We start from the raw sequence: 26,714 nt of genomic DNA, 5'->3' as shown, positions 1-26,714 counted from the left end.
GTGGCCTATCGATGGATGCGTCATCGATGGATAACGCTTCGGTTGTAGGCTTCCTTGACTAAGTCGCGCTAGGATATTGGCATGGAGACGAAGCTCTTATTTCAGGATCCGGCGGGTCTGGCAACGCCGATGCTCGCGGTGTTCGCGGTGGATGTGGCAATCGGCAAGGATGCCGACCCTCTTGTAGCCCTGCTGACAACTTCGGACGCTATCAGCAATGCAGTGGCTGCGGTGCTGGCGTCGGGTGAGTTCAAAGCCACGCTGGGCGAACAACTGCTGGTGCACTCGCCCAATGGACTAAAAGCAGAGCGGCTGCTGGTTGTGGGTCTGGGCAAGGCGAAGACGCTCTCCGTGGACGAGGTACGCAAAGGCGCGGGCACTGCAGTGCGCGCCGCCAAGCCGCGGGGCGTGCGTGAGATGGCGATCGCCTTCCCCGAAGATCACGCCCTGGATGACGAGCATCTGGAAAACCTGCCCTGTGTGCTGACGAGCCGCTCGATTGTTGAAGGCGCGGAGGTGGGTGAGCTGGACTGGGACACCTATCGCAGCGACCGCGTGGACCGCTCCGTGCAGACGCTGACGCTGGTTGCGCGGGAATCTGAGGACACGACGAAGAAAGAGATTCAGACGGGGTTTGAAGAGGGGCGGATTGTCGCCGGTGCGCAGAACTTTGCGCGTGCGCTGGTGAACGAGCCCAGCAACGTGCTGACTCCGACAGAGCTTGGCAAGCGGGCGAAGGCGATGTGCAGCGAGGCCGGGTTGAAGTGCGAGGTGTACTCAACGGAGAAGCTGCTTGAGCTGGGCATGGGCGCGTTCCACGCCGTGGCGAAGGGGTCTTATGAACCACCGGCGCTGGTGGTGATGACCTACGAACCGAAGCTGGAGAAGGGAAAGACGCTGCCGAAGAACGCTCCTGTGCTTGGGCTGGTGGGGAAAGGGATTACGTTCGACACGGGCGGCATCTCGATCAAACCCGCCGACGGCATGGAGAAGATGAAGTACGACATGGCCGGGGCTGCCGCGATGATTGGGGCCATGCGAGCGGTTGCACAACTGAAGCCCGCGGTGAAGGTGATCGGCATCGTGTGCTCGGCGGAGAACATGCCGGGTGGCCGGGCATACAAGCCGGGCGATGTGCTGACGGCGATGTCGGGCAAGACGATCGAAGTGCTCAACACCGACGCCGAGGGCAGACTGGTTCTCGCCGACGGGCTGCACTATGCGAAGACGCTGGGATGTACGCACCTGATCAACGCCGCCACTCTGACCGGGGCCTGCGTCGTAGCACTGGGAATGATCAATGCCGGTCTGTTCTCGAACGACGAGGGTGCGTTTGAGAGCTTTAGCGCCGGAATGAAGATCTCGGGGGAGAAGTTCTGGCGGCTTCCCTGCACCGACGACTACAAGGACGTGATCAAGAGCCAGATTGCAGACATTATGAACACGGGCGGATCGCGCTGGGGCGGGGCGATCTCGGCGGCAATGTTCCTGAAGGAGTTTGCGGGAGAGACGCCGTGGGTGCATCTCGACATCGCGGGATGCGCGTGGAACGAGGAGCTGAAGCCCTGGCTGGCGAAGGGGCCGAGCGGGATCGCGGTGCGGTCGATTGTGGAGTGGGTGCGCCGGTACGCGGTTTAGGAGCAAACCGCCGAAGCCTCACTCAAATTCGCTCGGAATGACAATTCAAAAACCAACGGCTGCTACATGCGCTCTGGGGCATCGATGCCAAGATAGCCGAGAGCGCGGGTCATCTCGCGTTGCGCTACTGCTGCGGTGGCGAGGTAGAGGGCCTTCTTTGCCGCGTTCTCTTCGTTGAGAATGTGGTGGCGATGGTAGAAGTTGTTGAACTGCTGCGCGAGCTGGAAGGCGTACTTGGCAATGTAAGCAGGCTCTGAGGTGGTAATGGCCTGCTCTATAAGCGTGGTGAGACGCGAAGTGAGCAGCCAGGTCTCCCAGAGCGTGGTTCCCTCGCCGCCGTTGAGGATGGCAGCGATGTCAAGACCGGCGACCGCCGCCAGCGATGCCTCGGGCGTTGTGCCTGCCTTGCGGAAGATGTTCGCGGCGCGCACGATGGCGTACTGCACGTAGGGCCCGGTCTCTCCCTCGAAGCTCAACGCGTCCTTGAAGTCGAAGGCGATGACGGTGTTGCGCGTGTAGCGCAACATGAAGTAGCGAAGGGAGCCAACGGCGATCTGCGTCGCGATGGTGGCGCGGCTCTCGTCGTCGAGATCGGGGTGGCGCGTGTCGACCTCGGCGCGCGCCGCGGCGGTGAGGCGGTCGAGCAGGTCGTCGGCCTTGACGCCGAAGCCCTTGCGGCCCGAGACCTCGATATAGGCGCGCTTCTGGTCTTCTTCGCTGATGGGGTAGCCAAGTTCGATGGCGCAGCGCGGCGTGAGCGCGACCATCTCGTAGGAGAAGTGCGTGTAGCGGTCGGCGGCTTCGGTAAAGCCCATGCCGCGAAGCGCCTGGACGACCTGCGTCTGCGGGTCGTTCTGGCGCGAGTCGATGACGTTGTAGATGGCGTCGGCGTGACCGAAGGCAGGGGCGCCTTCATCGCTCGGGCCGCCGGTGGAAATCCAGCACATGTGCTTCGGGTACTGGTGGAATTTCTTGTAGCCGAAATCCTTGCCGGGGAGCAGGCCGAACTTCCAGAGGTGGTAGGCGATATCTTTACCCACGTAGGTGACGGTGCCGTTGGAGCGGACGATGACCTTGGCGTCTTCGTCTGGACCGTCGCTTCCCTCTTCCTGCTCTGCGCCTGCGCGACGCATGACCCAGCAGCCCTTGTTCTTGCCTTCGGCTTCGAGGTAGAGGACCCCTTTTTCGATCATGAGCTGGCGTGCGGCATCCCAGAAGTGCAGGTGAAGGATCTCGCTCTCGCGAGGGAGGAAGTCGTACTCGATGCCGAGACGCTCCATGGTTTCGAGATGGCGACGCAGGACAGCGGTAGCAATGAGGTCGGCGATGACGGCGGTGTCGTTACCACCTTGTTCGAGCGCGTGGAGCGTGTCGAGACGAACCTGTTTGCGCGCGGCCACCTGATCGGAATCGGCGGTGTACCACTGCGAGACGCGGGCGTAGAGGTCCCAGCAGTAGAAATCAATCCGCTCACCTTTGACCGCGAGATCGGCGAGGAGCTGTTTTGTGCTCGCGAGGTCTTTGCCTTCGAGATGAACGAGGCCAACGACGACGTCCGCAACCTGGACGCCGGTGTTATCGATGTAGTTCTGTACGCCGACCATATAGCCGGTCTTGTAACCATCAGGCCGAAGCAGCCGCTGGAAGGTGTCGCCGAGGATGGCGTTGCGCAGATGGCCGATGTGCGCGGCCTTGTTGGGATTGATGCTGGTGTGTTCGACGAGGCGGAAGCCGGGGCCGCCGATATCGGCGTGTTTGTCGGCGGCGGTGTGCTTCGCGATATAGGCGCGGTCGAGACGGATGTTGAGGTAGCCGGCTCCTGCGACCTCGACGGAGGCAATACCCTCGGGAAGCTGTGCGGAGAGTTCGGCGGCCAGTTCAGTCGCGATGGCGCGGGGAGCTTTACGCAGGCGCTTGGCGAGCTCAAAGGCGACCGGGAGAGCGAGTTCGCCGAGGGCGATGGAGGGCGGCTGCTCGACGGCGAGGCTCGCGAGGGTGACGTCGTATTTGGTGGCGAGAATGGACTGGATGCGCGCCGTGAGCGACTGCTGGATTGTGCGATACATGCTTTCGGATTCACCGCTTGTTGGTTTGTGTTTAGTTTACGTGAGTGTGGCACAGTTCATCCCACCCTTCGCGTTGCGAGGATGGGGCACCCAGGGGTTTGTGGCGGGGCGGGAAAAATGCGGGGGTTCCTCGCTGAGCTCGGAATGACACCTCTGGCCAATGCGTACAACGGAGCTGCATTGTGGGTCCGCACTACGGCAGTTCGGCGGGCAGGGTTTCGATCTCTTCCAGCAGCGGTGTGTGGTTGTGGATGCGGATGCGGTGGATGAGGAAGATGATTCCTCCCGCTCCGGTGACTGAGATGAGCAGCCAGGCGTGTAGGGCGAGGCCGTAAAGCGCAGCGTGGGGCTCGCTGGCGCCGTGGCTGACGAGCGACGTTTTGACAGCCCACTCAAACGTACCGATAGCCCCCGGCGAACTGGGGATGAGGTAGGAGAGATTGGCGACGGAAACCGCCTGCCAGGGGCCGATGTGGTCGACGGCGAGATCGATGAGGCGAGCGCCGGAGACAAAGATCATTCCCTCGCAGGCCCATATGACGGCGGACTGGATAAGCAGGAAGAAAGAGCCGGCGATACCGATCTGGCGTATACAGTCGAGCGCAAGCAGGAGCCAATGCTCAATCTTGTGCAACTTCGACGGCTGGCCGGGGTTCTTGTGAAGACGGGCGAAAAAGCGCTGAATGATAGGCTCAAGCGTACGCGCGCCCAGGATGACAATGAGCAGGCCGGCGGAAGAGATAGCGAGAAGGACTTCAGCGGTGAGACGAGAGTGAGGGCTGACTCCCTTGCCCATGAAGGCGACGAAGAGCAGAACGAGAACGAAGATGTCGAGGAGCTTCTCGAGAATGACGGTGGAGAGGATGACGGAGGGCGAAGCGCCGAGGTCGCTGGCGTAGGTAAAGACGCGCATGATATCGCCGATGCGGAAGGGCATGATGTTGTTGGCCGCAAGGGAGGTCATCAGGACCCGGGCGCAGATGGGAAAACGCGCACCGGTGGAACGCATCATATGCGTCCATCGCACACAGCGGAGAGCGTAGCTGGCAAAGGTAAAGCCGAGAACCCCGGCGATCCAGCCGGGATGGGAGAGGCGAAGAGAGCGTATCTGTTCGAAAGAGATGCCGCGGAAGGTGTACCAGAGGAAGAAGGCACTGATGAGAAGACCCGGGATGGTTTTGAAGAGATTGCGACTGCGGGTTTTGGTCATCTAAGCCTGGAAAAAGAGATTGAATTGGTCGAGCATGAGCCCTTTTCATTGTAACGTTACATTTTCCTGTACTGGACGTAGACAAAGCGACCCCGCACCACGTCTTAACCGTCATTGCACCTTTGTGAACCACTGAAGTTTATCTGCTCCGAGATTGAAGCGTTCTGTGAAATTCTTGCGCATGATCCTTGCTGCATAAACGATCGTGCATTGAACACCTATTGCATGGCCCGACAGGAGCACATTCATTGGCGACACCGGTACTTTTTCAAGCGGACCAGGCACAGAAGCCGGAAAGAGAACAACAGCCGCGCGAGAGGCCACTTTATGCAGCAGGCCTGATAACCGGTTTGACGGCGCTGGCGCTGGTGGTTCACGGGTTTCATCCCTATGCAGAAGATGGTGGGCTGTACCTGGCAGGGGTAAAGCGCGTGCTGGATCCCACACTGTATGCGAGCGGGCCTGAGTTCGTACTGGGGCACCTTCGTTTTTCGCTGTTCGCCCCCACAGTGGCCTGGCTGGTGCGCACATCGGGGCTGCAACTTGAGACGGTGCTGCTGGCGCTACATTTGATAAGCATTTGGGCAACGCTATGGGCCGCATGGCTGCTGGCGGGACGGTGTTTCCGCAGCCTGCGCGAGCGCACCGGAGCGGTTGCCCTGCTGGCGGTGTGGCTGACGCTGCCGGTTGCGGGAACGTCCCTGATGCTGATGGACCCGTATGTTACGGCGCGGAGCTTCTCGACGCCGCTGACATTGTTTGCTTTGGCTGGCGCGCTGGATTTTCTGGGCTCGACGCGCGACACCGGCAGGTGGAAGTGGGACAGCCTTGCGCTGGCCGGCGTTGCGCTTACAGCAGCGGCACTCGCGCATCCTCTGATGGCGGCTTATGGATTTGCTTGCGTGCTGGCCCTTGCAGTCTCAATACCCGAGCGCCTCAAAACGCGCCTGGGGGTGGCCGCAGGACTGGGCATCGCGGCGCTTGTTACAGCAGCCGTACTACAGACCGTGGCCCCGCCGGAGCAGACGGCATACCGCGCTGTAGCCATGTCACGCTATTACTGGTTTCTGAGCGAGTGGCACTGGTATGAGCTTGCCGGAGCCATTGCTCCGTTGGCCATTCTGGGAGCGGTGGCGTGGAGAGCGCGCAACGAAACAGCCCGCCGCGAGTTGGCTCGGATGGGCTTAACCGTTGGCTCGGCGGCCTTGATTGTTGCAGCGGTGTTTGCGCGCGAGCGGCTGGCGACGCACCTTGTAGCGCGCCTGCAACCGATGCGCGTCTTTCAACTGATCTATGTTGTGATGATTCTGTTTGTGGGAGCTGCGCTCGCGCGACGGCTTGGCATGAGAAAGCTGCGCTGGGCAGCCGCCTTTGGCTCGCTTTGCGCTCTGATGTTCCTGGCAGAGCGTGAGACCTTTCCCGCTTCAGCGCATATCGAACTGACGCAGACTGCCGGAACCACAACCAACGGCTGGGTCCAGGCGTTCGAGTGGATTCGTGAGAACACGCCGAAGGACGCGAAGTTTGCCCTGGATGCGGACTACATTACCCGGCCAGGCGAAGACGCGCAATGTTTCCGCGCCATTGCGGAGCGTAGCGCGCTGCCGGATTACTCGAAAGATGGAGGAGAGGCTGCGATCACACCCGCGTTGACAGAGAAGTGGAAAGAAGGTCAAGAGGCTCAGACAGGGTTGAGCAGGCAGAGCGATGCAGACCGGTTTGCCGCGCTCGCACCAAAAGGCGTCGATTGGATGGTGCTGGAGAAGAGCGCCGTGACATCGTTTGCGTGCGACTATTCAAACGCCTCCGTAAAGGTGTGCCGTCTGCCAAACAGCGGTTCGGCAGACGGCATCCGGCTCAGTTTGAGGAGACAACAGCCGCAGCCGGCGCAGCCGTGAGGATGATGTTTTCCTGGTCCTTGGTTTCGAGCTTGTTGTAGAAGCCGCGAAGCTCAGGGTACTCCTTAGGCATGAAGAGGAATTCGCCGATGGTGAAGTTGCGACGGACTGTCACCGAGTTCGCCGTGGACTGGGGTTCAAACGTGTATAGAGCGAACTTTTGAAACTGCTGCTGGTCTTTCGCCGGTACAGATTCGATCTTCATCGATGGAGGCAATTTGATGCGCATCGCATCCAGGGTCATGGCCGGGTAGTCGAAGCTGACGGCAATCTCGCGCTTCTCGTGCGGGAAGGTCGCCTTCTGGTTGCTCACGAAGATGTCTGACGGGAGGAAGAGACGCTTTCCTGTCGGCGCGCCGATCGGTCCCTTGATGGTGTAGTTGACGACGAGAGGTTCCTCGTAGGCATCGAGGTTCTGGATAGTTCCGACTTTGACCTCGACCCCGCCGGGCAGCAGGCGCTCAAGGTTGGTTTGCAGCGCGTGGTTGAAGCTGGTGGTGTCGCCTTCGAGCGAACGTTTGCGCCAGGTCAAAGCGGGCGATCCCTTAAAGGTCAATTTGACGATGCCGGTGACCTCTCCGTGCTCGTCCATGGTGAGATCGGCAACGCGTTCGGTGCGCGAGAAGGTATAGGGCTCGCCGGGGCTCTGGCTGATCTCCGCCCCCCCGTCGGTCTGTCGGATGCCACCGGCGAAGGTATGCTCCCACGCGAGATGGCCGTAAGGGCAGTAGCGGCTGCCGGGATCGAAGAACTGTTCCTTGCCATCGACGTTGACGACAGCAATGTTGTCATCGAGTTGCGACGTGTTGAGATACGCGGGTGTAAAGATACTGCGGCTGCGATTGGTCACAGAGAAGAGATACGCCTTCATGCCGGCAGCGCGGGCCATGGCGACGAAGAGCTCTGCCAACTGGTCGCCGGAGCCACGCTTGCGCTCGAGGATATCGTCAGTCGAGTGGATGTTGTGAAGTCCTGCAGCCTTGTCTTCGGCGCGGTCGTGTGTACGGGTGAAGTCGGTATTTTCGAACTTCATCACCTCGTTGTATATCTTGTGGAGCTTCTGGTCCTGCGTGTCGGAGGGAGCCACCAACTGCTGAACCGTGGCAGTGACCTTTGCGTTCGGTCCGATGAACTTGTCCGACTCCTTGGACCAGTACTTCGCTTCACTCTTCCAGAACTCGTCGCCGGAGCGGTACGCAGAGTAGAAGAAGAGCACACGGTAGCTGAAGCTGCGGATAGGCGGCATGTACTCCTCCTTCGGCGAAGGGGGAATGTCGTGGACGTCGAGATCGAAGATCAGTTGGCCGTCTCGATCCATTCCGGTAGGAGGAAGGCGGGTCATCTTGACCTCGGCCCCTTTGGGGAGCACGGGAAACCAGGAAATGCCATTGCTGAGCTGTTCCCTTCCCTCGCGCCTGATGACCAGCGTCGCACTGGTAGGCTTCCAGACATAGTGGGCCTTGCGCATGTAAAGCTCCGACTGGATAAACCAGTCGGGAGAGATGTAGTAGTAGTCGTCGTAGCGCAGGGTGTAGCGGTACTCGATGATGCTGCCCACCTCTACATCGGGCATGGTGAAGACCTTCGCCATGTACTTGGAGCCACCGTAGCCCTGGGTCTTTTCGATGAGCTTCTCGTAGGGCTTGCCTGTGAACGGAATGATGGTGCCGTCAGGATGTATGGTGCGCCCCGCGATGTCTGAGACGGTGTAGCCGCCGCCACCATTTGTGGAACGGTAGTTCAGCTCGACGTTGGCGTAGTCCTTGCCCTTCTCGGTGAGGACTTTCAGGCGCGTATAGACGTGCCACATATGCAGCTTGTCTTCGGTGGTCTCCTCGCGCGTGAGGTAGACGGCGGCCGCCCCCGGGACTTCGGGTTGCGAGGTCATGGAGAGTTCTTCCCTGGTCGGCTCCGTCCACTGGTCGGCGCGAACGAGCGGCGAAGAGAGAGAGGCAAGCGAGAGAACGATCGCTGTACGCAGGAGTCGTTGAGTCATCCCATTCATTTCTGTAGATCCTTCTTTGAGTTGTTGCAGGAAACAGCCTTGTCTATTGCTTTTTGAAGATGGCGCGGCTCTGCTCGTCGGTCGCGATCACGCCGGCGAGCTTTTGCAGGTCAGGGTATTTTTCGGGAGGCAGGGTCACCTCGCGAACCGTGTATGTGCGTGTGTAGTGCAGAACGTTGTCTTTGACCTGGCTGGAGCTCTCGTAGGAGGCAAAGCCTACGTCGAGCTTGACGGCTTCAGGAAGTTCATCGACGGCATAGCCTGAGGGCAATTCGATGTTGTACTCATCCGTGGCCTGCATGGTCTCGCGGAGGTCGATGGGGACAGTGCGGTGTTCGTGGTCGACAGCCGGGGCCTCGCTGCCGAGGATGCGCGGACGCACCATGAGAAGCTGCCCCATGGAGCGGCCATAGCGCTCGACGTCGAGCGTGTAGGTGTTGGTCAGGTCCTTGTTAAGCGCCTCGGCGTTCTCGATCTTCATCTCGGAAACTTTGAAGGTAGGGAAGTCCTGCTCGAGGGCATGGTCGATGTAGTCGCTCTGTTCCTTGGCGTCGCCGTGAGTGTACAAGCTTCGTCTACGGTCGGAGACATCGCCGAAGCGGCGTTCGACGACACTTCCCTTGAGGGTGCCGTCTGAATCAAGGCGCATGCTCGCCGTGCGGCGAATCGTGTTCAGCTCAGGAGACAGCACCGGCAGAGCGATGACCTGGCTTTCCGCGCCCTCCATCAGAACGCCGTAGCTTCCCTGTAGTTCGTGCTCGAACTGGCCGAACGGCGTCTTCTCCCAGGTGGGGTCGAAGACCAGGTAACGGCGGCCTGTCTTCGCCGTCACCACGCTGCGCAGCTTCTTCGACTCGTAGCCCTTGGGGACCTCAATGGCGGTGACCATGTGATTGCCGACGATGGACGGTGCCTTGGGGTCGATGACGCCGCGGCGATCGTCGACCATGAGAAGCGCAGCATGAACGCCGACGGTGGAGAGCATCGACGACAGAAGCGTCGCCTTATCCTTACAGTCGCCGTAACGGTTGCGATAGATGTCGGCAGCGAAGTGCGGTTGATAGCCGCCAATACCCATCTCGATGACGAAGTAGCGGATCTGCTTCTGCACGAACTCGGCGATGGCTTCGGTCTTGTCGTAGAAGTCGGTCTTGCCGGCGGCGAGCTCATTGGCCTTGGCGGCGATCTCAGGCGTTGCAGCAAGCCGGTTGCGAGAGAGGCCGTCATACCACTCACCGATGCTCTTCCAGCCGTCCGCTGCATCGGCGGACTTTCCTGCGGGAGCGTAACGGATGGTCATGCGGCCAGCGAGCGCGAGTTCGGACGGGCGATGGAGAACGCGCTCGAGATCGATCGCCGGGGTCCCATTCATCTCCCAGCGCCAGCGCCGGTTTTCGAGATCGGACTCCTTGATGGAAGCGTGGTGAGCCCAGACAGTGGAGTAACTAAAACCGGCAGGCAGTTCCAGCGTGAAGGTCTGGCTGAGGCGAGGGATGTTCTCCTGAAAGAACCAGGTCGTCTCGGCGATATAGGGCCGTTCGCTCCGCTCATACTCATAGGCAACCACGCCACCGGGATCGCGGCCTGCGGGTCTCGCAGCCTTAACGCGCATATCGCTGTACAGATTGCCCTGACCGGGATAGCCGAACTCGACGATCTCCTTGTCATTAAGGGCGAACTCGTGGCCGTCGGGAGAGATGCTCCAGACATGCAGCGAATGGATCTTGCGGTCATTGTCGAAGGGCACGAAGACGAGGCCCTCGTCTCGACCCTGGGGGCGGAGGATCTTGACCACCCTGCGAACGCGTTCGACAGCGGTGCCGTCAGGGGCTACAGCGTAGGTGGTGTCGTTGAGCAGGACAACGGCGTTGGTATCGGAAGAGTACTTCGGAAGCTGCTGGGCAGCGGCCGTCTTCACCCAGTCGGGGACGCTGTCTTTGGCGGCAAATAATGTTGTTGCCGGAAGAAAGAGAAGGGCGAAAACGGAAAAACGACGAAGAACCGTTTGCAGCAAGTCGTACAGAAAGTTCATCAGGGCCTCGCACGCAACTCCCAGAAAACCGGCGGTCGAAGGTAGATAACCGGAGGCGAGATTGTTTGCGTGTCGTGGTTATACGACGTGATGGCCCCAAGTTGCAACGAAATTATCTGTTGATAGATGACCGCTTCGGGGGAGAACCGGACAGCGCAAGAGGCTGCTGTTTCCGCAGGCATTTGTTGCAGCGCAAAAGAAAGCAGACTCCCATTCGACTTCGCTCAGGGCAAGCTCCCCCGCTGCGCTACGGAATGACAACCGCGGCAGATGGAGGCTACGGGACGCGCAGCGGACGGAAACCAGTATTCGGCGGGAAGTATCCGCGCGACGATGTCTCCGTGGGGATCTGCGATTTGAAGAGGTATCGCACAAAGAAGCCGCCGGAGATCATGTTGTAGTTGCTGGTATTGTTGGCGACCACAAAGCCGCCGACATACCAGCGGTCGGTCACGCGGTAGGCGCCTTCCGTGTCGAGTCCATAGTTCAGGCCGGTGCTGCTGTTCTGCGGGTAATAAGCATTCCCCGAAGAGGTCTGTAGAGGACGGTCCAGCGGATAGAACGGCGCGCTCTCCTCCTGGAAGGTCTGGATGCCCGCGCTCCCATTAATGGTGAAGTGGAAGTTGTTTCCGTAGTTGCCTTCGTAGGCAAGCGGCACCGAGGCGAGGAAGTAGGCCTTCGGGCTGAAGTATCCGCCCTGGCCGTAGGTCATGCCGCGCTCGTTGTGGTCGTAGTGCATGCCGAAGAAGTTGGCGCCCATGTTGAGCTTGCCGAAACCGGGCCAGCGATGGACGAGGAAGTAAGCGCCCATGGTGCCGTCGTAGCGCCGGTTCTCGAGGACGTGATAGCCGTCGATGTTCGTTCCGCCAACCTGAGCATAGAAGCCTGCGCGCTCGTTGCCGGTGTCAATGCGAATGCCGCCGCCGGAGGAGACGACGCCTCCCCAGATGTTGCCCTGGTAGAGGGGAGTGATGCTGCCGGGATCGCGGAGGCCGGCATAGGAGAGCTGCGTATCCTTGACGGAGTCGCGGTCACCATAGAAGGTAATGGGGCCACCCAGAGGACGCCAGCGGAAGTGGCCGATCACGTTGGAGACGAGGAAGTTGTAGGGCGTGTATCCCACCGAGAGGCCGATGTTCTGCGTTGTGAGCTGGAGCTCGCCGCCGATACCGGAGGAGAACTGCTGTGACGGTGCGACCAGGGCGTTGCCTGGCAGGGTTCCGAGCACTGGAATGACGCCGCCGTTCTGGTTCTGGAACGCAGTGGTATTGACTGCGCCCGAACCCAGGAAGACGGCGCGCGGAATAACAGAGACGCGAAGCGCCTTGCCAAGAACGGCTGAGGCCTCAAAGGGAGCTTCAAGGTCGCTGAGTCGGTCGAAGCCGGGCGTACCGCTGCGGTAGCGCGCATAGCCGGTGCCGCCGATCCAGCCGGAGTAGGAGCCTTCGAGAGCGGCGAGGTCCTGTTCCGTCTTCTCACGCTGCGAGAGCGGGCCGCCTGGAACCACGGCGCTGGGATCGTAGGAACCGCGCAGTGGAGGGACGTTCTTGGCGAGAAGGTCGGCGTCGGTCGGAGGTGCGCCCTGCGATGGCATTGGCGTGAGAGTCGGATAGCCGGAGTCGGTAAGCGGACGTTGAACGCCAGGATAGCTCAGCGGCGGCTGCGAGGTGATGCGCTGCGAGGCTGAGCTGGAAGAAGTCGAGCGGCGTGTGCGAGCTGAGCCGATATGCGGGCTGGCGCCAGGCTGGGGATACTGCTGGCCGTAGCTGTCTCCCGCCTGCGAGGGGGCCTGCGGGTTGTACTGCGCGTTGCGCGTCGAGAGCGACTCAAGACCGGCCTGCGAAGGATTGCTCTGCCCAATCAAAGGACGCGATGAGCCCACCCGTGCATTGGGCATGTAACGCGCCGCGGGGAGAACGTCGGTAACCTCCTTCTGCGGCGGATCGATATGCGGTGTCGCATCGCCGAGCTGGACTGTGGTCGGCGTCGGCGTAAAGCCCCACTCGGGATTCTTGATTGCAGCCTGCGGAGCTGACATGTCAACAGCCATCGGCGAGGTCGCGACGTAAGGAACGTAGGGGCCGTAGCTATCCTGTTGGGGATGGGCCGAGATCAGGGGTTGCGACTGGGCCTGCTCGGTGGGGCGGGCGATCTGCCGGCGTTGAAAGTCTTCCGCCTCAGAGGAGGTCGTCGACATGGCAACGATCGTGTCTGCCGGAGGATTGCTGACGCCGGTTGCCGCCGAGGAGGATGCCACCGTCTCTGGCACGTAGTCGCCCAGACGCGAACCGCTGCTCTTCGGCTTGCGGGCTGCCGGGTTCGACATATACGACGGAACGACGCTCGACCTTCCGGTATAGGGGTTCTGAACCGGGGCCTGGCCAGACGAGTTGGAGTAGCTGGGCAGGTAAGGCTTCGAGGGGGCCTGCGCTCCTTCGATATCGGAGCCGTCGGAGACTCCGAGAAGATTGGCAAGGTCGGCGGCGTGGGCGGCGCTGGGCAGACCGCGGACGGGCGCAGGCTGGCTCAGTTCGCCGGCGAGTTCGGCACCGGGATCTCCGGGAGGAAGCGCTGCCAGGGATGCCTTAAAGTAGTCCGCGGCACGACCGCTATTACCGCGTGCCTGTTCGAAGCGTGCGGCGAGATTGAGCATCTCGGCATCGCGCGGATACTGATCGAGCCCGTACCGGAGCCAGGTTTCGGCGTCCTTCGTGTTACCGGAGGCAAGTGCAGCACCTACGGCGGATTTGTAATCGGAGGCCGTGGCCGCAGTCATGTCCTGCGACTGAAAGATGACCACTGCCTGCTTGGGCTGACCCGCCCGGGCGTAGCCGGAGGCGAGGGCGCGAAGGACGCCGGGGTTATCCGGAAAAGACTTTGCCGCGGCGTTGAGAATTGCCAGCGAGCGCTTGATATTTCCTGTGGCAGCCGTCTGGTTGGCGCGACGGACGGCCCAGCTCGACCAGATGGTCTGTACGGTGCGGCGCTGCTCGTCAGAGAGGTCGGCGCGTCCGCCGAGGAGCATCAACTGGCGATAGAGACCGGCGTCGTTGCCTCCGTTATAGAGAAGCCATGCGTCCTGAATATCGATGTCTGCCGGAGGAGCGGCGTGCTGCATCGCGTAGTGCTGCTGCACGCGCTGCATAAAGACCATCGCCTGCTGCGGCTGGCCGAGCGCGTTGTAGACAGCGCCGACTGCCTGAAGGTACTCGGGATCGTTCTCCAACTGCTGGCGAATCGCGGGCGGAATCTGCTGCACCTGGGCGAGAGCCTCGGAGTCGCGATTGGTGGCGTGCAGGATGGTGACCAGGCCCTTCCATGCGTCGGGGCGCTGGGGATCGTCAGCGAGAATTTTGCGATAGATGGGGTAGGCGGCCTGCGCATTGTTACGCGTGAGATAGATACCTGCGAGTTGAAGCAGAACGCCGGTCGATGGCTTCTGCCCGGCCTGCATCTGTGCGGCAACGGACTTCTCGAGAATGTCCTGGGCAATGTCGAGCTTGTTCTGCGACTGATAGATGGAGGCGACCGTCGTCTGGAAGCCGGGGTCACGCATCGCCATCTGGTAGCTGGACGGCGGCATGCTTTGCAGCGCCTGCACGGCGAGATCGTCCTGCTTCATCGCGTGCTCGACACGAACCAGCCCCTGCCATGCCTGCGTGTTCGAAAGATCGGTCTGAACGGCCTGCCGATAGAGGGCCTGGGCCTGATCGAGGCGGTTCGCCTGCAGAAGAAGGGCGGCGTACTGAAGCTGCGTCTCTACCTTGAGCCCCTTGGCCCCGGTGGGGAATGGAAGTTCGAGGGCGCTCTTAAGGACGCGCTGCGCATCGGCATCGCGGCCGACGGCAGAGTAGGCCGAGGCGAGCGTGCGCAGGAAGTCGGGGTCCTTCATCAACTGCGACCGAACGGCGGAGGGGATCTTACGTTCAGTCGTCAGTGCCCCGGGGGCGTTGCCGGCGTTGTACTGCGCCATGAAGAGTCCGCGCCATGCAGCGGATGACGAGGGCTTGGCCTTGGTGTAACGCTCGAAGATATCGACCGCAGCGTCGTTCTGCTGCGCCTTGAGCAGTGTGCCGCCCAGACCCTCAAGGGCCTCTGAGCTGTTGGGACGGAGAGAGAGCGCCTCCTGATATTTCTGCTCAGCCGTGGTGAGATCGTTCTCGTTGAGAGCAGTCTGGCCATCGGCCATGGTGCTGTAGAAGCGCGAGGTCTCGAGCGCGTTGTCGAGTCCGCTGTCGCGTGCGCCATACTGCTTGGCCTGCTCGAGGAAGCTGATCGCTCCGCCGAAGCTGCCCTGCTGCATACGGACATAGCCGAGACCGGCGAGGGCGCGCGGATTGTCCGGCTCCTTGGCAAGGATCGCCTTGAAGCGGGTATCAGCCTCGTCGAGACGCTTGGCGTTCAGAGCAGCATAGGCAGCCTGCTCTTCCTGGCTGCGGGCGCGAGCGGCTGAAGCTTCGGCTAACTGTTCGGGAGTCTGCGGAACGGCCGTGCTGGGCTTCGGCTGCCTTTTGAGCGCATCCGCCAGCTGCGCATCGTTGTGCTTGGAAAGGTAGGCACGGATATCGGCAGCCGATGCAGGGTTGGACTGGTCCCACACGAGCGACTGATGCAGCGCCTCGACGGCCTGCGGGTCGTTGGGGTGCTTCTCGAGGAAGCGGCGGCCTTCGGCGCGAGTCGCCGGATTGTAGGTCAGGATTCTCCCGAGAGCGATCTGGTAGCGCGAGTCGTTGGGGTACTTCTGAACGAGTGCGCGGAGACCGGCAATAGCGTGGGGACGGTCGTCAGGAATCGCGGCTTCGGTCTCGTAGTAGGCGAGAGACCAGTCTCCTGGAGGCGGCGCATCGCCGAAGGTCTTTCTATAGATGGCCATCGCCTGCGCATACTGACCGGACTGGGCAAACTTACCCGCCTGCGCAAGAGCGGAGGACTGGTTCTGCTGCGACCCCATGTTCTCGATGCGCTGAATGTTCGGGTCGTTGGGATTGATGGCACGGAGCCGGTCTATATATGTCCCGGCAAGATTGTTGTTGCCGCTCATCTTGGCCGCGCGGGCGAGACCGGCGAGAGCGTCGGTGTTGTTCGGGTCGGCGAGAAGGACCTGCTGCCAGGTCTGCGAGGCCATGTCCATGCGGCCGCGAACCTCGAGGGCGTGGGCCTTATCGAGCAGGGCCTGCGTCGCTGCGGATTGGGTCTGCGCGTGAAGTTGCACCGGCAGTGAAACAAAGACGCCTGCCCCCAGCACGGCTGCTGCACAGAACATCCGAATTGGGCTTTTCGGTCTTCCTGGACTCACTGGACTCATTCGCCTCGTCACTTACCGGGATACTTCTATCGACAATTTCTTCCGCCGACAGCTCACGTATTCTAATGAAGCTTACCGCTTTTTTCCGGTTTTGTACCTTTTTTTCTTGTATTTACTGCTTTGCCAATAGCTCTTTTCACAAGCATGTTTACTTCCACTTTACGTGGAGCTTTCCGTCGCGATCGAAGCGGAATCTCCCTTCGGACCAACCAGTTGCGAACAGTGCGAGATTCTGATCATAGTAGTCGGCGCTCTTTCCGTACAAGCCGGTTGTTGCGTCGCGGGTGGAGGCCAGACGGTCGGACTGGATCTTCGCCTCGGAGTCTTTTCCAAGGGCGCGGAGATATGGAATGAGCGCAGCCGAGAAACCGGGGGGTCCGTTGGGGTTCACGACCCTTCCCAGCGCATCGACCTGCTGCGGGGGAACGGGGTGCGACTGTAGATACGAGGCCATCGCCGGAACACGGGCCAGAAGGCCATGCAGATTGCGCGTACCGGGGTCTGCGATGCCGAGCCATAAATAGACGCGGATGGCCTCGTAGCCTCCTACGGGCATCGAACCTGCATCGCCCGAGGCGTGCTGGGTGGGAGTAGCGGAGGGATGGATGCCGGTTCCGGCTGTAACCCAATCCATCGCATATCCCGCGCCCGAACCCTGAGCGAGGATGGGGTCGAGCGAATCCAGGATGGCGGCCCAGGGGCCATTGGGCATCGCCTTCGAAAGGCGGGCAAGAATCGAGGGCTGGAGGTAGCAGGGGTTGATGATCCAGGTTTGCGCGTCGGGGTGAAAGCCGGTGGGTCCGGGAAGCAGCGTGGTTCCAAGTCCCGGAACAAAGACTGCCTCCTGCTGCGCGACTTGAGCGGCCAGCGCCATTCCGAGACGGTCGTAGTGGGGATCCTTCCAGAGACGTCCCGCTTCGATAAGGGAGTAGGCCATCCAGAGGTCGGCGTCCGAGGCTGGATGCAGGTCGAGCGGTTTCCAGGAGCCATCGCCCGCCTTGCCCCAGCTCCAGGCGGGCAGATGCTGGGTGAGATCACCGCCAGCGAGGTTGATCTCCGTCCAATGAAGCAGCTTGTCGAAGCGCGCGCGGTCGTTCGCCACAAGAGCAAAGAACATGGCGTAGGACTGGCCTTCGCTGGTGGTGCGGTCCTGCGCACTATGGTCGATGACACGGCCCTGCTGGTCGATGACGATGCGGTTGTAGCTGTCCCAGAGCGGCCACGCGGGTTGCGCGAGGCAGAGGGTCGAAAGCGCGGTCGAAAGCAGGAGGGCTGCCACCATGTTGCGGTACATCCTGCGGCCGTGGTGTGAGCGTTTCAGACGAGCGACTCCTTTAGAGTGGACGCAAACGGCATGGCTGAAGCCGTGCCGTTTGCGAAACATTGAGCCCTTCAACAGCCACATTCACGATGACCTAGTCATTTCCCTGGAGCCGCACACGGGCGCGGTGGCGCAGCGATGCCCGGACGATGGTCGCCAGCAGGAAGCAGATGATGAACGTGCCGAGCACCATCGACCACTGGAACTGGGAGAAGAACAGGTTGATGCGCGTCCACAGCGACAGCGAGCCGACGTAGTAGACGTCGTTGCCAATGCGGTAGGAGGAGAAACGGCGCCCGTGCAGCACGCTGACCGACTGCGAGATGTCGCTGGACTGCGCGGTCTTGAGGAAGACGGAGAGGAAGTTGGGCACGACGGCATGGTCGCGCAGGGCGACGAGAACAACCGAGCGTCCGGAGCGCGCAGGCCATTCCATGCCCTCAATGAGAACGTCGGGGAGGCCTCCGGCGGTCTCAAGCTGGCCGGACTGAATGTGATCCGAGCTGCGGACCTTCCACCAGGCGTGCTGCATCGAGGCGAAGAAGCCCTGCGTGTCCTGAATGTGAAGTCCGCTGCCATCGACGACGACAGGAAGCGAGGGATTGAGCTTGGTGAGAGCGGGCGAGTCATCGACAGTGCCAATGACGAGGTAATCCTTGCGCCCGTCGGTCTTCATGCCGTCGGCGTCGGTGACGCTGACATTGGTGACGGGATAGCCGGTCTGGCTGCCGAAGTGCCCCATCAGCGTGAGGTATGTCTCGATCTCGTCGGCGGCTGGAGAGCCGGGGAGAACGACTGTCGTGTCGGACAAGTCGGCGCGCCGGGTGAAGGGATACCCCGCGTTGGCGAAGATCTCAAGGTTGGGCAGCGCGGTCCAGTGCGGGATGTCCTTGATGTCGAGATAGGAATCCTTGAGAATCGCCGCCTTCATGTTGTAGGGCGCGGTGTCCTGGCACTTCCCTTTCTTGGCGAGCAGAAAGATGAACTGCGACATAAAGGTGTTGGAGAACGGCCGCATGTTGCCAACGGGAACCGGCACTACTGTTTCGAGCTGCGCCGAGGCATTCTCCGTGTGGGGCAAAGGCGTGGAGCTGATGTAGGCGTCGTTCATATAGACCTGCATCGAGCTCTCGTTGGAGATGGGAATCCCGTTGTACCGATAGCCGAGATGGAAGGAGAGGTTCTGCATCTGGCCGTAGTAAAGGTCAGGCGGCACGCGCATGTAGATACGCATAGGCACCGAGCCATCGCCCTGGAGGTCGCCCGTCTGCGCGATGTCTCCAACTGGAGTGATGCGTTCGGTCGAGAGCCAGCGCGGTGCGTCGTCGGGCTCGCGGACAGCGGGCATCTTGAGCGATCCGATGCGCGCGGAGTCGCCGGAGAGCATGTCGCGCTGAAGCGCAAGTCCGAGCGCGGCAGTCAGCAGATCGTCGGCGTTGTCTCCGGTGAGAACCAGCACCTTGGAGTAGGGGTCGTTGGGGTTGGGCCGCATCGTGATCGTGGGGCCGGATGCGCCTCCCGCCTTGAGGCCGGCGGGAAGATCGCCTGAGTTTTCGGCGATGACGATGGCATTACCCGCGGGGATCGTGCCGAGCGAGACTGGGAAGCGGATTGCCCGGGAGTCGGTGAGGACACCGAACCATGACGAGACAATGCCTGCCGCCTGAAGAGAGCGAGGCGACGGCTGTCCAAAAAAGACGATCGGGATCGACGGATGCAGATTGACCTTGGAGTCGTAGAACGGCAGCGGGAGCAGCTTGAGGTCGTCCTTAAGCGGCAGCAGCGAGCCGGCTAGCTCGATGGTCGACGTGGCGTCGACGTGGCTCCACAGCGCGGTGTGCGAGGGGTCTTCGCACTCCATGGTGTAGTGGCCGACGAACTCGAAGGTGAGCTGGTTGTCGCGCACCAGCATCTCGGCTGGCAGCGTGAGGGTCGCTTCGAGCAGCGCGCTGTTCTCGGCGCGGGTGCCATTGGGATCCGAAGGGCCGGGAGGCGTCGGCTTGAGGGTGACCGGCAACGTGGCGAAGAGCGTTCCGTTGAGCGAGACCTTGAGATGGCTGAGCGACGGGATCAGGCCGGGTGAGAAGTGGTATTGCAGCTTCATCGTGGCCGTCTTGACGATCTGCGTCTGCGGCAACGAGAAGTAGACGGTGTGGTAGGCGTCGACTCCGCGAAGGACGATGGTGTCGGGTACGCCGAGGTCGGCAAGCGTAAAGAGATTGTCGAATGTGCCGGGAGCAACAGTGCGTGCCTGCACCCCTGTATCGGAGACCGTAAGCGCCGAAGTAGGATCGGGCTGAGCGAGCAGCGTTGTAGCCGAAAACAGGAGCGCCAGCAGGAGCAGCGGAGAGATGCTGGTGACGAGCTTGCCCTTCGGCGCGGTCTTCTTTGTAGTCTTCATCAAACCTCTTGCCGTCTCCGACAGCCCTTTTACGGCGAGCTTCAAAATGAGTCCCAGGCTCTTCATGGGCTGGTCGGGTTCGCGGTTCTCTCCCCATCCCAGCCAGGTATCCGCGCGGGAGTAGAGGATCATGGTCAGCGCTTCTTCTTCCTGGAGAGTCAGCGGATCGAACTGAGCGCGAATAATGTTTCCGCTGATCTCGATAACGGTTGCGGGCAAGATGGCGTCGCCGTCGAGCACCGGCATGGAGAGCTTGATGGAATCGCCGGGAGAAGCGACAAAGTCGCGCTCCATCTTCATCATCAGGCCGCCGCTGGACATATCGTAGGTGGTCCCCTGAATCAGGCTTCCATTTGCCATGCGGGCCTGGACCGGCGCGGCCATCTCGATGCGCACGGTCTGGCGGCGCTGCTGGCTCTCCCAGGCGACCGCGGAGCAGACGCCAAGGATGACCATGTTGAAGCAGACCCAGACCAGGTTCATGATGACGGTGCCGGAGTGGCCCGCATCGTAGAGATCGCCGATATAAGGCAACGGGACATAGAAGAGGCGCGGGATCGCGAGCAGCGCTCCAAGGAGGTTGAGCGACATCATGAACAGAAACGGCCGCGCGATGCGCGTATCAAAGAATCGTCGGTTGACGACGCCGCCCTTTGCCGTTACATCGAAGCTGCCGAGCTTGGGATTGATCAGTGCAAGCATGGTCGGCAGAAAGATGAACGGCGCAAGTACGGTCTCGTAGATCTCGTTCCAGAACGAGTGGCGATGATTGCCCTGAATGCGCGAGTTGGTAATGCTCGACAGGAAAAGATGCGGAAGCGCATAAGCCAGAATCGCAGCCCAGTAACCGGGTACGTTGACCTGGCCGAGGATGAGGTAGATCAGCGGAGCCGTCAGGAAGATGAGGCGCGGCAACGCATACAGGAAGTGCGTCATCGCGTTGAAGTAGCAGAGACGCTGCGCCGGCTTGAGGCCCTTCGCAAAGAGCGGGTTGTCGGTGCGCATGATCTGGATCATGCCGCGGGCCCAGCGAATACGCTGTTTTACATGGCCGCTGAGACGCTCTGTAGCGAGACCGGCGGCCTGAGGAATGTTGATGTAGGCCGTGTTCCAGCCGTTCATCTGCATGCGCAGCGAGGTGTGGGCGTCTTCGGTGACGGTCTCGACGGCGATGCCGCCGATCTCGTCGAGCGCGGTGCGGCGCAGGATGGCGCAGGAGCCGCAGAAGAAGGTCGCGTTCCAGAAGTCGTTGCCGTCCTGGACGATACCGTAGAAGAGCTCTCCTTCATTGGGGATGGTGCGGAACTGGCCGAGGTTGCGCTCGAACGGGTCGGGCGAATAGAAGTGGTGCGGCGTCTGGAGCATCGCCAGCTTGTTGTCGCGAAGAAACCAGCCGAGTGTAACTTGCAGGAAGCTGCGCGTGGGGACGTGATCGCAGTCGAAGATGGCGACAAAGGGCGAGTCGAGCCGGGCAAGCGCGCGGTTGATGTTGCCGGCCTTCGCGTGGGCGTTGTCGTCGCGCGTCATGTAGCCGATGCCGGCCTCTTCGGCGAACTTGCGAAACTCCTCGCGCTTGCCGTCGTCGAGAATATAGACATTGAGCTTGTCGGCGGGCCAGTCGATATTCATCGAGGCGAGTGCGGTGTACTTCACCACGCTGAGAGGCTCGTTGTAAGTGGGGATCAGCAGATCGACCGAGGGCCAGACATGTGGGTCTTCCGGAAGCGGCACAGGGGTGCGCCGCAGCGGCCAGACGGTCTGAAGATAGCCGAGGAAGAGGATGATGAAGGCGTAGGCCTCGGCCAGCAGCAGCATGGAGATGAAGAAGCCGTCGAGAACGCTCCACTTGGAGCCGGGATCGAAGAAGAACTTGCCTGTCGTCGCGATACGCCAGAACCCGTACCGGAAGGTCGAGTACATGGACGCAATCATCAGCGTCAGCGTGACGAGGTAAGAACTGGAACTGCGGTCCATCCAGATGGCGACAAGGACGGTCAGCAGACCAAGGACAAGCTGCTGCGGCCAGGTCAGCTCGAGGATCGCCGTCGAAAACAGGAAGACGATGCCCGCCACGACAATGACAAAGCGGAGCAACCTGAGGAGAAGCCCATCGCCGGATTCAAACTCGCGCCAGAGTGGCGAATCGCTCATCGCTCACTCCAGCGCACATTGCGGAAACCTGCCGTGGCAGGGGCCGCAACGGTGCGCAGCCAGGTTGCGACATTCATGTAATCTCCCGAAACCGGCGACTCCGGCGCATAGTCGACGACCGTCATTCCTTCGGCCAGGGCCTCGGAGACCTCGGGCGCGCGGTGGATGACGAACGGCAGGAGGCGGTCGCCAAGCTGGCGGCGCAGCACCTCTCGCACATCGAGATGCAGCGGCAGCGAGACATCGAATTGATTGATCAGGTAGTAGGGCTGCAAAGGCCGTCCGTCGGCGTCGACCATCCCCTGGAAGAACTTCTCTATGGCTTGAAGGCTGATGACCGAATTCATGTCGGGGGCCAGCGGAACCAGCACTGTCGGATTCATGCGGGCCATGTAGCGGATGATCCATGCCGAATTGACGGTAAGATCCAGCATGATGCGATGGGTTCCGCGATTGTTGTTGAGGATGTCTTCAACCAGCTTTTCCTTCTCCGGCTGCTCAGCCTTCTCCGTGGGAACGTCGTAGCTGACCAGATAGATCGGCGCGTCTGTGCTGCCGCTGGGCGGCGAGAAGGTGCGGACCGTTCCCTGTCTGAGCTCGCTGGCGCCAAAGTAGAACGGAAGCAGACCGTGTGAGGTCGTATCGGTAAGCAGTACCTTTTCCCCAAGCGAGGAGAGGGACCTTCCAATGGTGGCGACGAGACTGGTCTTGCCGACGCCACCCGCAAGCGAGAAGACGGCAAGGACGGGAGTGCGAATCTCTTTCTGGCGAACGGGAACCTGCTCCACCGTTTCACCCGGCTGCTCGAAGACCCCCTTGAGCGCATACCAGCGAGCGGCGACGCGCTCGCGGGAGTGCTGAAGCGTCTCTGCGACCGAGGGTAGCTGCACAGGATTGCCGAACTGCGGTTGAGGCTCAGCAGAAGCTGCGGGAGCATAAAACCACGCCGGACCCGCGGGATCGGCGGAAAATGGCGTATTGGGGCCGGATTCGGCGATCTGCGGCGATGGCGGAAGCTGTTGCTCTCCAAAATACGGCGGCTGCGCACCGGTTCCAGCCCGCTGAATCGCTGGGAAGCCAACGGAACGATCCATGGTGAAGTCGTCCTGCGCTCTGCGTCCGCGGGTTGGGTCGCCGATAACCGGCGGCTGCGAGAATGGCGAAACCGGCCGCGGTGCGGCAGCAGGCTCAGTTCGCGCAATTGGTTGAGCTATCGGGAGCATGGCCGATGCAGAGCCCGGCGCAGGCTCGCGATTCGGATCGTAAACGGTGTTGAATCCGGTAGCGGCCCGCTCTACGGGGCGCGAGTGCTCCCAGAACGGCGCGATCGGCGCAGGTTCCACTGAACGCGCAGGAGGTGTGTTGTGTGCAGGCGCGCCTGGCGGAATGGTGGGGCGCAGCTGGGACACTCCGGCAGGAGCGGGGGCAGGTTTCACCGCATCCCCGCGCACGACATCCTGCCGCGGCGTAGCCTGGGCGTTGAATGGGTGCCGCCCGCCACTGCTGGAACCGGCCACTCCGGATCCAGAGGCAGACGAACCCGCCCCTGGAGAAGCAGGCGCAGGCTGTGGGGGAATCTGCGACTCGACGCGCGGCTGCTCGGGTACCGTTCTCCGTTCCCTGGGAACCTGGCTTTCCATGCGCGGCTGCGAGGGGGTCGGCATGCGGCCGGAGTCGGTCGCACGGCGTTCTGTTAGCGGAGCGTCGTACTCGGGTCCGCGATAGATCTGTCTGACGCCCGAAGCGTCGTCGGGGCGGTACCCCTGGCGCCTTCGCTGGGAGGAGCTTGAATCGGTGCCACGCGCAACGATAGATTCGACGACCTGCGCCGGAGGCTGAACAGGCGCGATCGGCTGCTGGACAACGGGGGCCGGCTGCCGGACTGAGACCGGCGGGGCCGTCTGTTGAGGCTGAAACATCTCCTGTCGCTGCTCCTGTTGCACAGGCGTGGTCTGGTAACGGACGGCCTCTGCGTAGCTGCCCTGTGGAAACGTTGCAGGCTGCGGCGTGTAGGGATCGGTTATCTGACCGGGAACCTCGTCCTGATTGACACCGCGCATACTGGCCTCGCGACGTCGGATCTCGGATTCGGCGTAGCGGGCGGCCTGGCGTTCGGCCGAGGCATGGGCGTCTGCGATCTCGCGCTCTTCGCGGCGGGCGGCGGCCTCGGCGGTTGCGGCAGCTTCAGCACGACGGGCGGCCTCTACTCTTTCGGCCGCGGCTGTTCGCGCAGCTTCTTCAGCGTTACGAAGGTTCCGCTTGATGGAGGAGTCGGATTTGATGCCGGGTTCAAGCCGGGCCGCATCCGCAGCCTTGCGCGCCTCCGCTTCGGCGACAGAGGCGGCTGCTTCAGCTTCGGCCTGAGCGATGAGCGCCTGCTGGCGGACCTGCTCGGCAGCGCGATGGCGCAACTGGGCGCGGTACTCCCGGCGGGAAGCCGAGAAGTCGCGATACTTTGCACCGTGAAGATTTGCCCACGAGTAAAGTACAGCGACATCTTCCGGTGTCTCGGCGACGCCGAGATCCTCAATCTTGTCCGTGCCCCGTTTTTCCATCGTCATTGTCCTGTCCCGGCGGTTCGGCCTGCACATGCTGCCGGCGGCTTTGCTTGCTTGCTGACACGCTTTTCTCGATGTCATGCAATAGCACGAGGTTAATGGCACCTCAAATGCAAGTCAATGAATCCATGATGCGACTTTCGTGTCACACGTCACCCGCTTGGTACCTGCGATTTGTACATCTTGCGGGGAATGGAGGGACCCAGATCTCCATCGCGCCACAGCTCTGGAATCTCCTAGAAGCGTGAGTCGGGGTAAAAAAATTTGCACTGAGGAATGTGCTAACTTGGAGATACGGTTCGAGAGCGTAGCTCAGTTGGTAGAGCATCGCCCTTTTAAGGCGTTGGTCCTGGGTTCGAGCCCCAGCGCTCTCACCACTCCTTCCTCGCCTTAGAGATGTTTCCCTGCAAGCGCGGCCAGGCCGGTCGGCCCAGGCTGTTATGTGACGGGCCTTCGGCCCTGAAGACCGCACCTGCGAGGAAAATGCTCTAAAGTGCTCCCTCCAGCTTTGTCATTCCGCAGCGCAGCGGAGGAATCTGCATCACAAACCGCTCTACAGGCGACCCTCTTTGTGAGGGCCCCCCTGCAACCACCGAGGTCGCCGGTCAGATGACGCCCATCATCTGCATCGCCTCGGCCACGCGGACGAAGCCCGCTATGTTTGCACCGAGCACGTAATTGCCCTTTGCGCCGTATTCCTCAGCGGTGGAAGCGCATGTGTCGTGGATGTTCCGCATGATGGTGGCGAGACGTTCCTCAGTCTGCTCGAAGGTCCAACTGTCGCGGCTCGCGTTCTGCTGCATCTCGAGCGCAGACGTAGCTACGCCGCCTGCGTTGGCCGCCTTGCCGGGGGCAAACAGCACGCCTGCATCCTGGAAGACCTTGATCGCTTCGGGGGTCGATGGCATGTTCGCGCCTTCGCCCACGGCGATCACGCCGTTCTTCACCAGCGTGCCCGCATCCTTGCCGGAAAGCTCGTTCTGCGTGGCCGAGGGCATGGCGACGTCGCAGGGCACATCCCAGACCGAACCCTTATCGGCAGGAATGAAGTGCACGCCCGCTCCCTTCGTGTTTACATACTCCGAGATGCGCTCGCGCCGCACATCCTTGATCTCCTTCAGCAGATCGAGGTCGATGCCGTTCTCGTCCACGACATAGCCGCTGGAGTCGGAACAGGCGACGACCTTGCCGCCGAAGGCCTGTACCTTCTCGATCGTATAGATCGCCACATTTCCCGAACCCGAGACGACGACCTTTCTGCCGTCAAAGCCGGTCCCGCGAGTCTCCAGCATGGCCTGCACGAAGTAGGTATTGCCGTAGCCGGTCGCCTCGGTGCGCGCGCGCGACCCGCCATAGGCGAGTGCCTTACCGGTGATGACGCCTGCTTCGTAGCGATTGGTCAGGCGCTTGTACTGCCCGAACATGTAGCCTATCTCGCGTCCGCCCACGCCGATGTCGCCCGCCGGAACGTCGGTGTATTCGCCAAGATGGCGGTGCAGTTCGGTCATCAGCGATTGGCAGAAGCGCATGATCTCGCCATCCGACCTGCCCTTGGGATCGAAGTCGGACCCTCCCTTGCCGCCGCCGATGGGCATTCCGGTCAGCGCGTTCTTGAACGTCTGCTCGAAGCCGAGAAACTTGATGATGCCGACGTTGACCGATGGATGAAAACGCATTCCGCCCTTGTAGGGGCCGAGCGCGGAGTTGAACTGTACGCGAAAGCCGCGGTTGATCTGCACCCTGCCGGCATCGTCCACCCATGGAATGCGGAAGATGATCTGCCGCTCCGGTTCGCAGATTCTCTCGATCAGCGCCTGGTCGAGGAATTGGGGATGCTTGGCGACAACGCGGCCCAGGCTCTCCAGAACCTCGTGTACCGCCTGGTGGAACTCCGCTTCGCCAGAGTTGCGGCGAGTCACATCGGCGAAGATAGGCTGAAGCTTTTCATCGATACGGTTCATCAAAACACCCTTTGTCAGTTATTCAACATTGCGCCTCTCCTCTGCCCTTCAAGGGGGCTGGAGCCTCTGTGGTCGAGCTTCGCTCCGGGATTCTTCAGCATGGCGAAGAAACAGCTCTCTCCTCTGCAAGGCGATGGGTTCGTCTCGCTTGGGTGAGATAGCACTTCT

General features: G+C 61.4%; 11 protein-coding genes and 1 tRNA gene. 3 read left to right on the top strand and 9 right to left on the bottom strand.

Going from position 1 to position 26,714, the window contains the following annotated elements:
* Positions 1–81: 81 nt before the first annotated feature.
* Complete coding sequence (locus tag JSS95_03735) at positions 82–1,638, top strand: leucyl aminopeptidase (protein ID MBS1798916.1); 1,557 nt, start codon at positions 82–84, stop codon at positions 1,636–1,638.
* Positions 1,639–1,700: 62 nt separating this feature from the next.
* On the opposite strand, the gene argS is transcribed toward JSS95_03735, so the two are convergent.
* Positions 1,701–3,704 carry an arginine--tRNA ligase gene (gene argS / locus JSS95_03730; GenBank protein ID MBS1798915.1) on the bottom strand — a complete coding sequence of 668 codons (2,004 nt, stop codon included), beginning with the start codon at positions 3,702–3,704 and terminating at the stop codon, positions 1,701–1,703.
* A gap of 193 nt (positions 3,705–3,897) precedes the next feature.
* A complete protein-coding gene (locus JSS95_03725) occupies positions 3,898–4,914 on the bottom strand; it encodes a flippase-like domain-containing protein (protein MBS1798914.1) in 1,017 nt (338 codons plus the stop codon).
* A gap of 248 nt (positions 4,915–5,162) precedes the next feature.
* Between JSS95_03725 and JSS95_03720 the strand changes: the two genes are divergently transcribed.
* A complete protein-coding gene (locus JSS95_03720; protein ID MBS1798913.1) occupies positions 5,163–6,812 on the top strand; it encodes a hypothetical protein in 1,650 nt (549 codons plus the stop codon).
* Here the strand turns inward: JSS95_03720 and JSS95_03715 are convergent.
* The 6 genes from JSS95_03715 to JSS95_03690 all read right to left on the bottom strand — a co-directional run bounded on the left by JSS95_03715 (position 6,772) and on the right by JSS95_03690 (position 24,582).
* Positions 6,772–8,808 carry a DUF3857 and transglutaminase domain-containing protein gene (locus tag JSS95_03715; protein ID MBS1798912.1) on the bottom strand — a complete coding sequence of 679 codons (2,037 nt, stop codon included), beginning with the start codon at positions 8,806–8,808 and terminating at the stop codon, positions 6,772–6,774. The genes JSS95_03720 and JSS95_03715 overlap by 41 nt on opposite strands.
* A 52-nt stretch (positions 8,809–8,860) precedes the next feature.
* Positions 8,861–10,849, bottom strand: a complete 1,989-nt coding sequence (locus tag JSS95_03710) for a DUF3857 and transglutaminase domain-containing protein (protein MBS1798911.1) — start codon at positions 10,847–10,849, stop codon at positions 8,861–8,863.
* A gap of 277 nt (positions 10,850–11,126) precedes the next feature.
* Entirely contained in the window at positions 11,127–16,112 is a 4,986-nt protein-coding gene (locus tag JSS95_03705; protein ID MBS1798910.1) for a BCSC C-terminal domain-containing protein, read from the bottom strand.
* Between the two features lie 190 nt (positions 16,113–16,302).
* Positions 16,303–17,538: a cellulase gene (bcsZ, locus tag JSS95_03700; GenBank protein ID MBS1798909.1), complete on the bottom strand. Its 1,236-nt coding sequence runs from the start codon at positions 17,536–17,538 to the stop codon at positions 16,303–16,305.
* Between the two features lie 31 nt (positions 17,539–17,569).
* Positions 17,570–22,027, bottom strand: coding sequence for a UDP-forming cellulose synthase catalytic subunit (gene bcsA / locus JSS95_03695; protein MBS1798908.1), 4,458 nt, complete (start codon positions 22,025–22,027; stop codon positions 17,570–17,572).
* Positions 22,024–24,582: a hypothetical protein gene (locus tag JSS95_03690; GenBank protein MBS1798907.1), complete on the bottom strand. Its 2,559-nt coding sequence runs from the start codon at positions 24,580–24,582 to the stop codon at positions 22,024–22,026. The genes bcsA and JSS95_03690 overlap by 4 nt, the downstream gene beginning before the upstream one ends.
* Positions 24,583–24,886: 304 nt before the next feature.
* Between JSS95_03690 and JSS95_03685 the strand changes: the two genes are divergently transcribed.
* Positions 24,887–24,962 (top strand) — tRNA-Lys (locus tag JSS95_03685).
* 228 nt (positions 24,963–25,190) lie between these two features.
* On the opposite strand, the gene gdhA is transcribed toward JSS95_03685, so the two are convergent.
* Complete coding sequence (gdhA, locus tag JSS95_03680) at positions 25,191–26,546, bottom strand: NADP-specific glutamate dehydrogenase (GenBank protein ID MBS1798906.1); 1,356 nt, start codon at positions 26,544–26,546, stop codon at positions 25,191–25,193.
* Positions 26,547–26,714: the final 168 nt, after the last annotated feature.

It is taken from the genome of Acidobacteriota bacterium (genome assembly GCA_018268895.1).
Classification (GTDB): Bacteria; Acidobacteriota; Terriglobia; order Terriglobales; family Acidobacteriaceae; genus Edaphobacter.
Note: the sequence above shows the minus strand (reverse complement) of the source record. Positions and strands in the feature narration are given on the sequence as shown.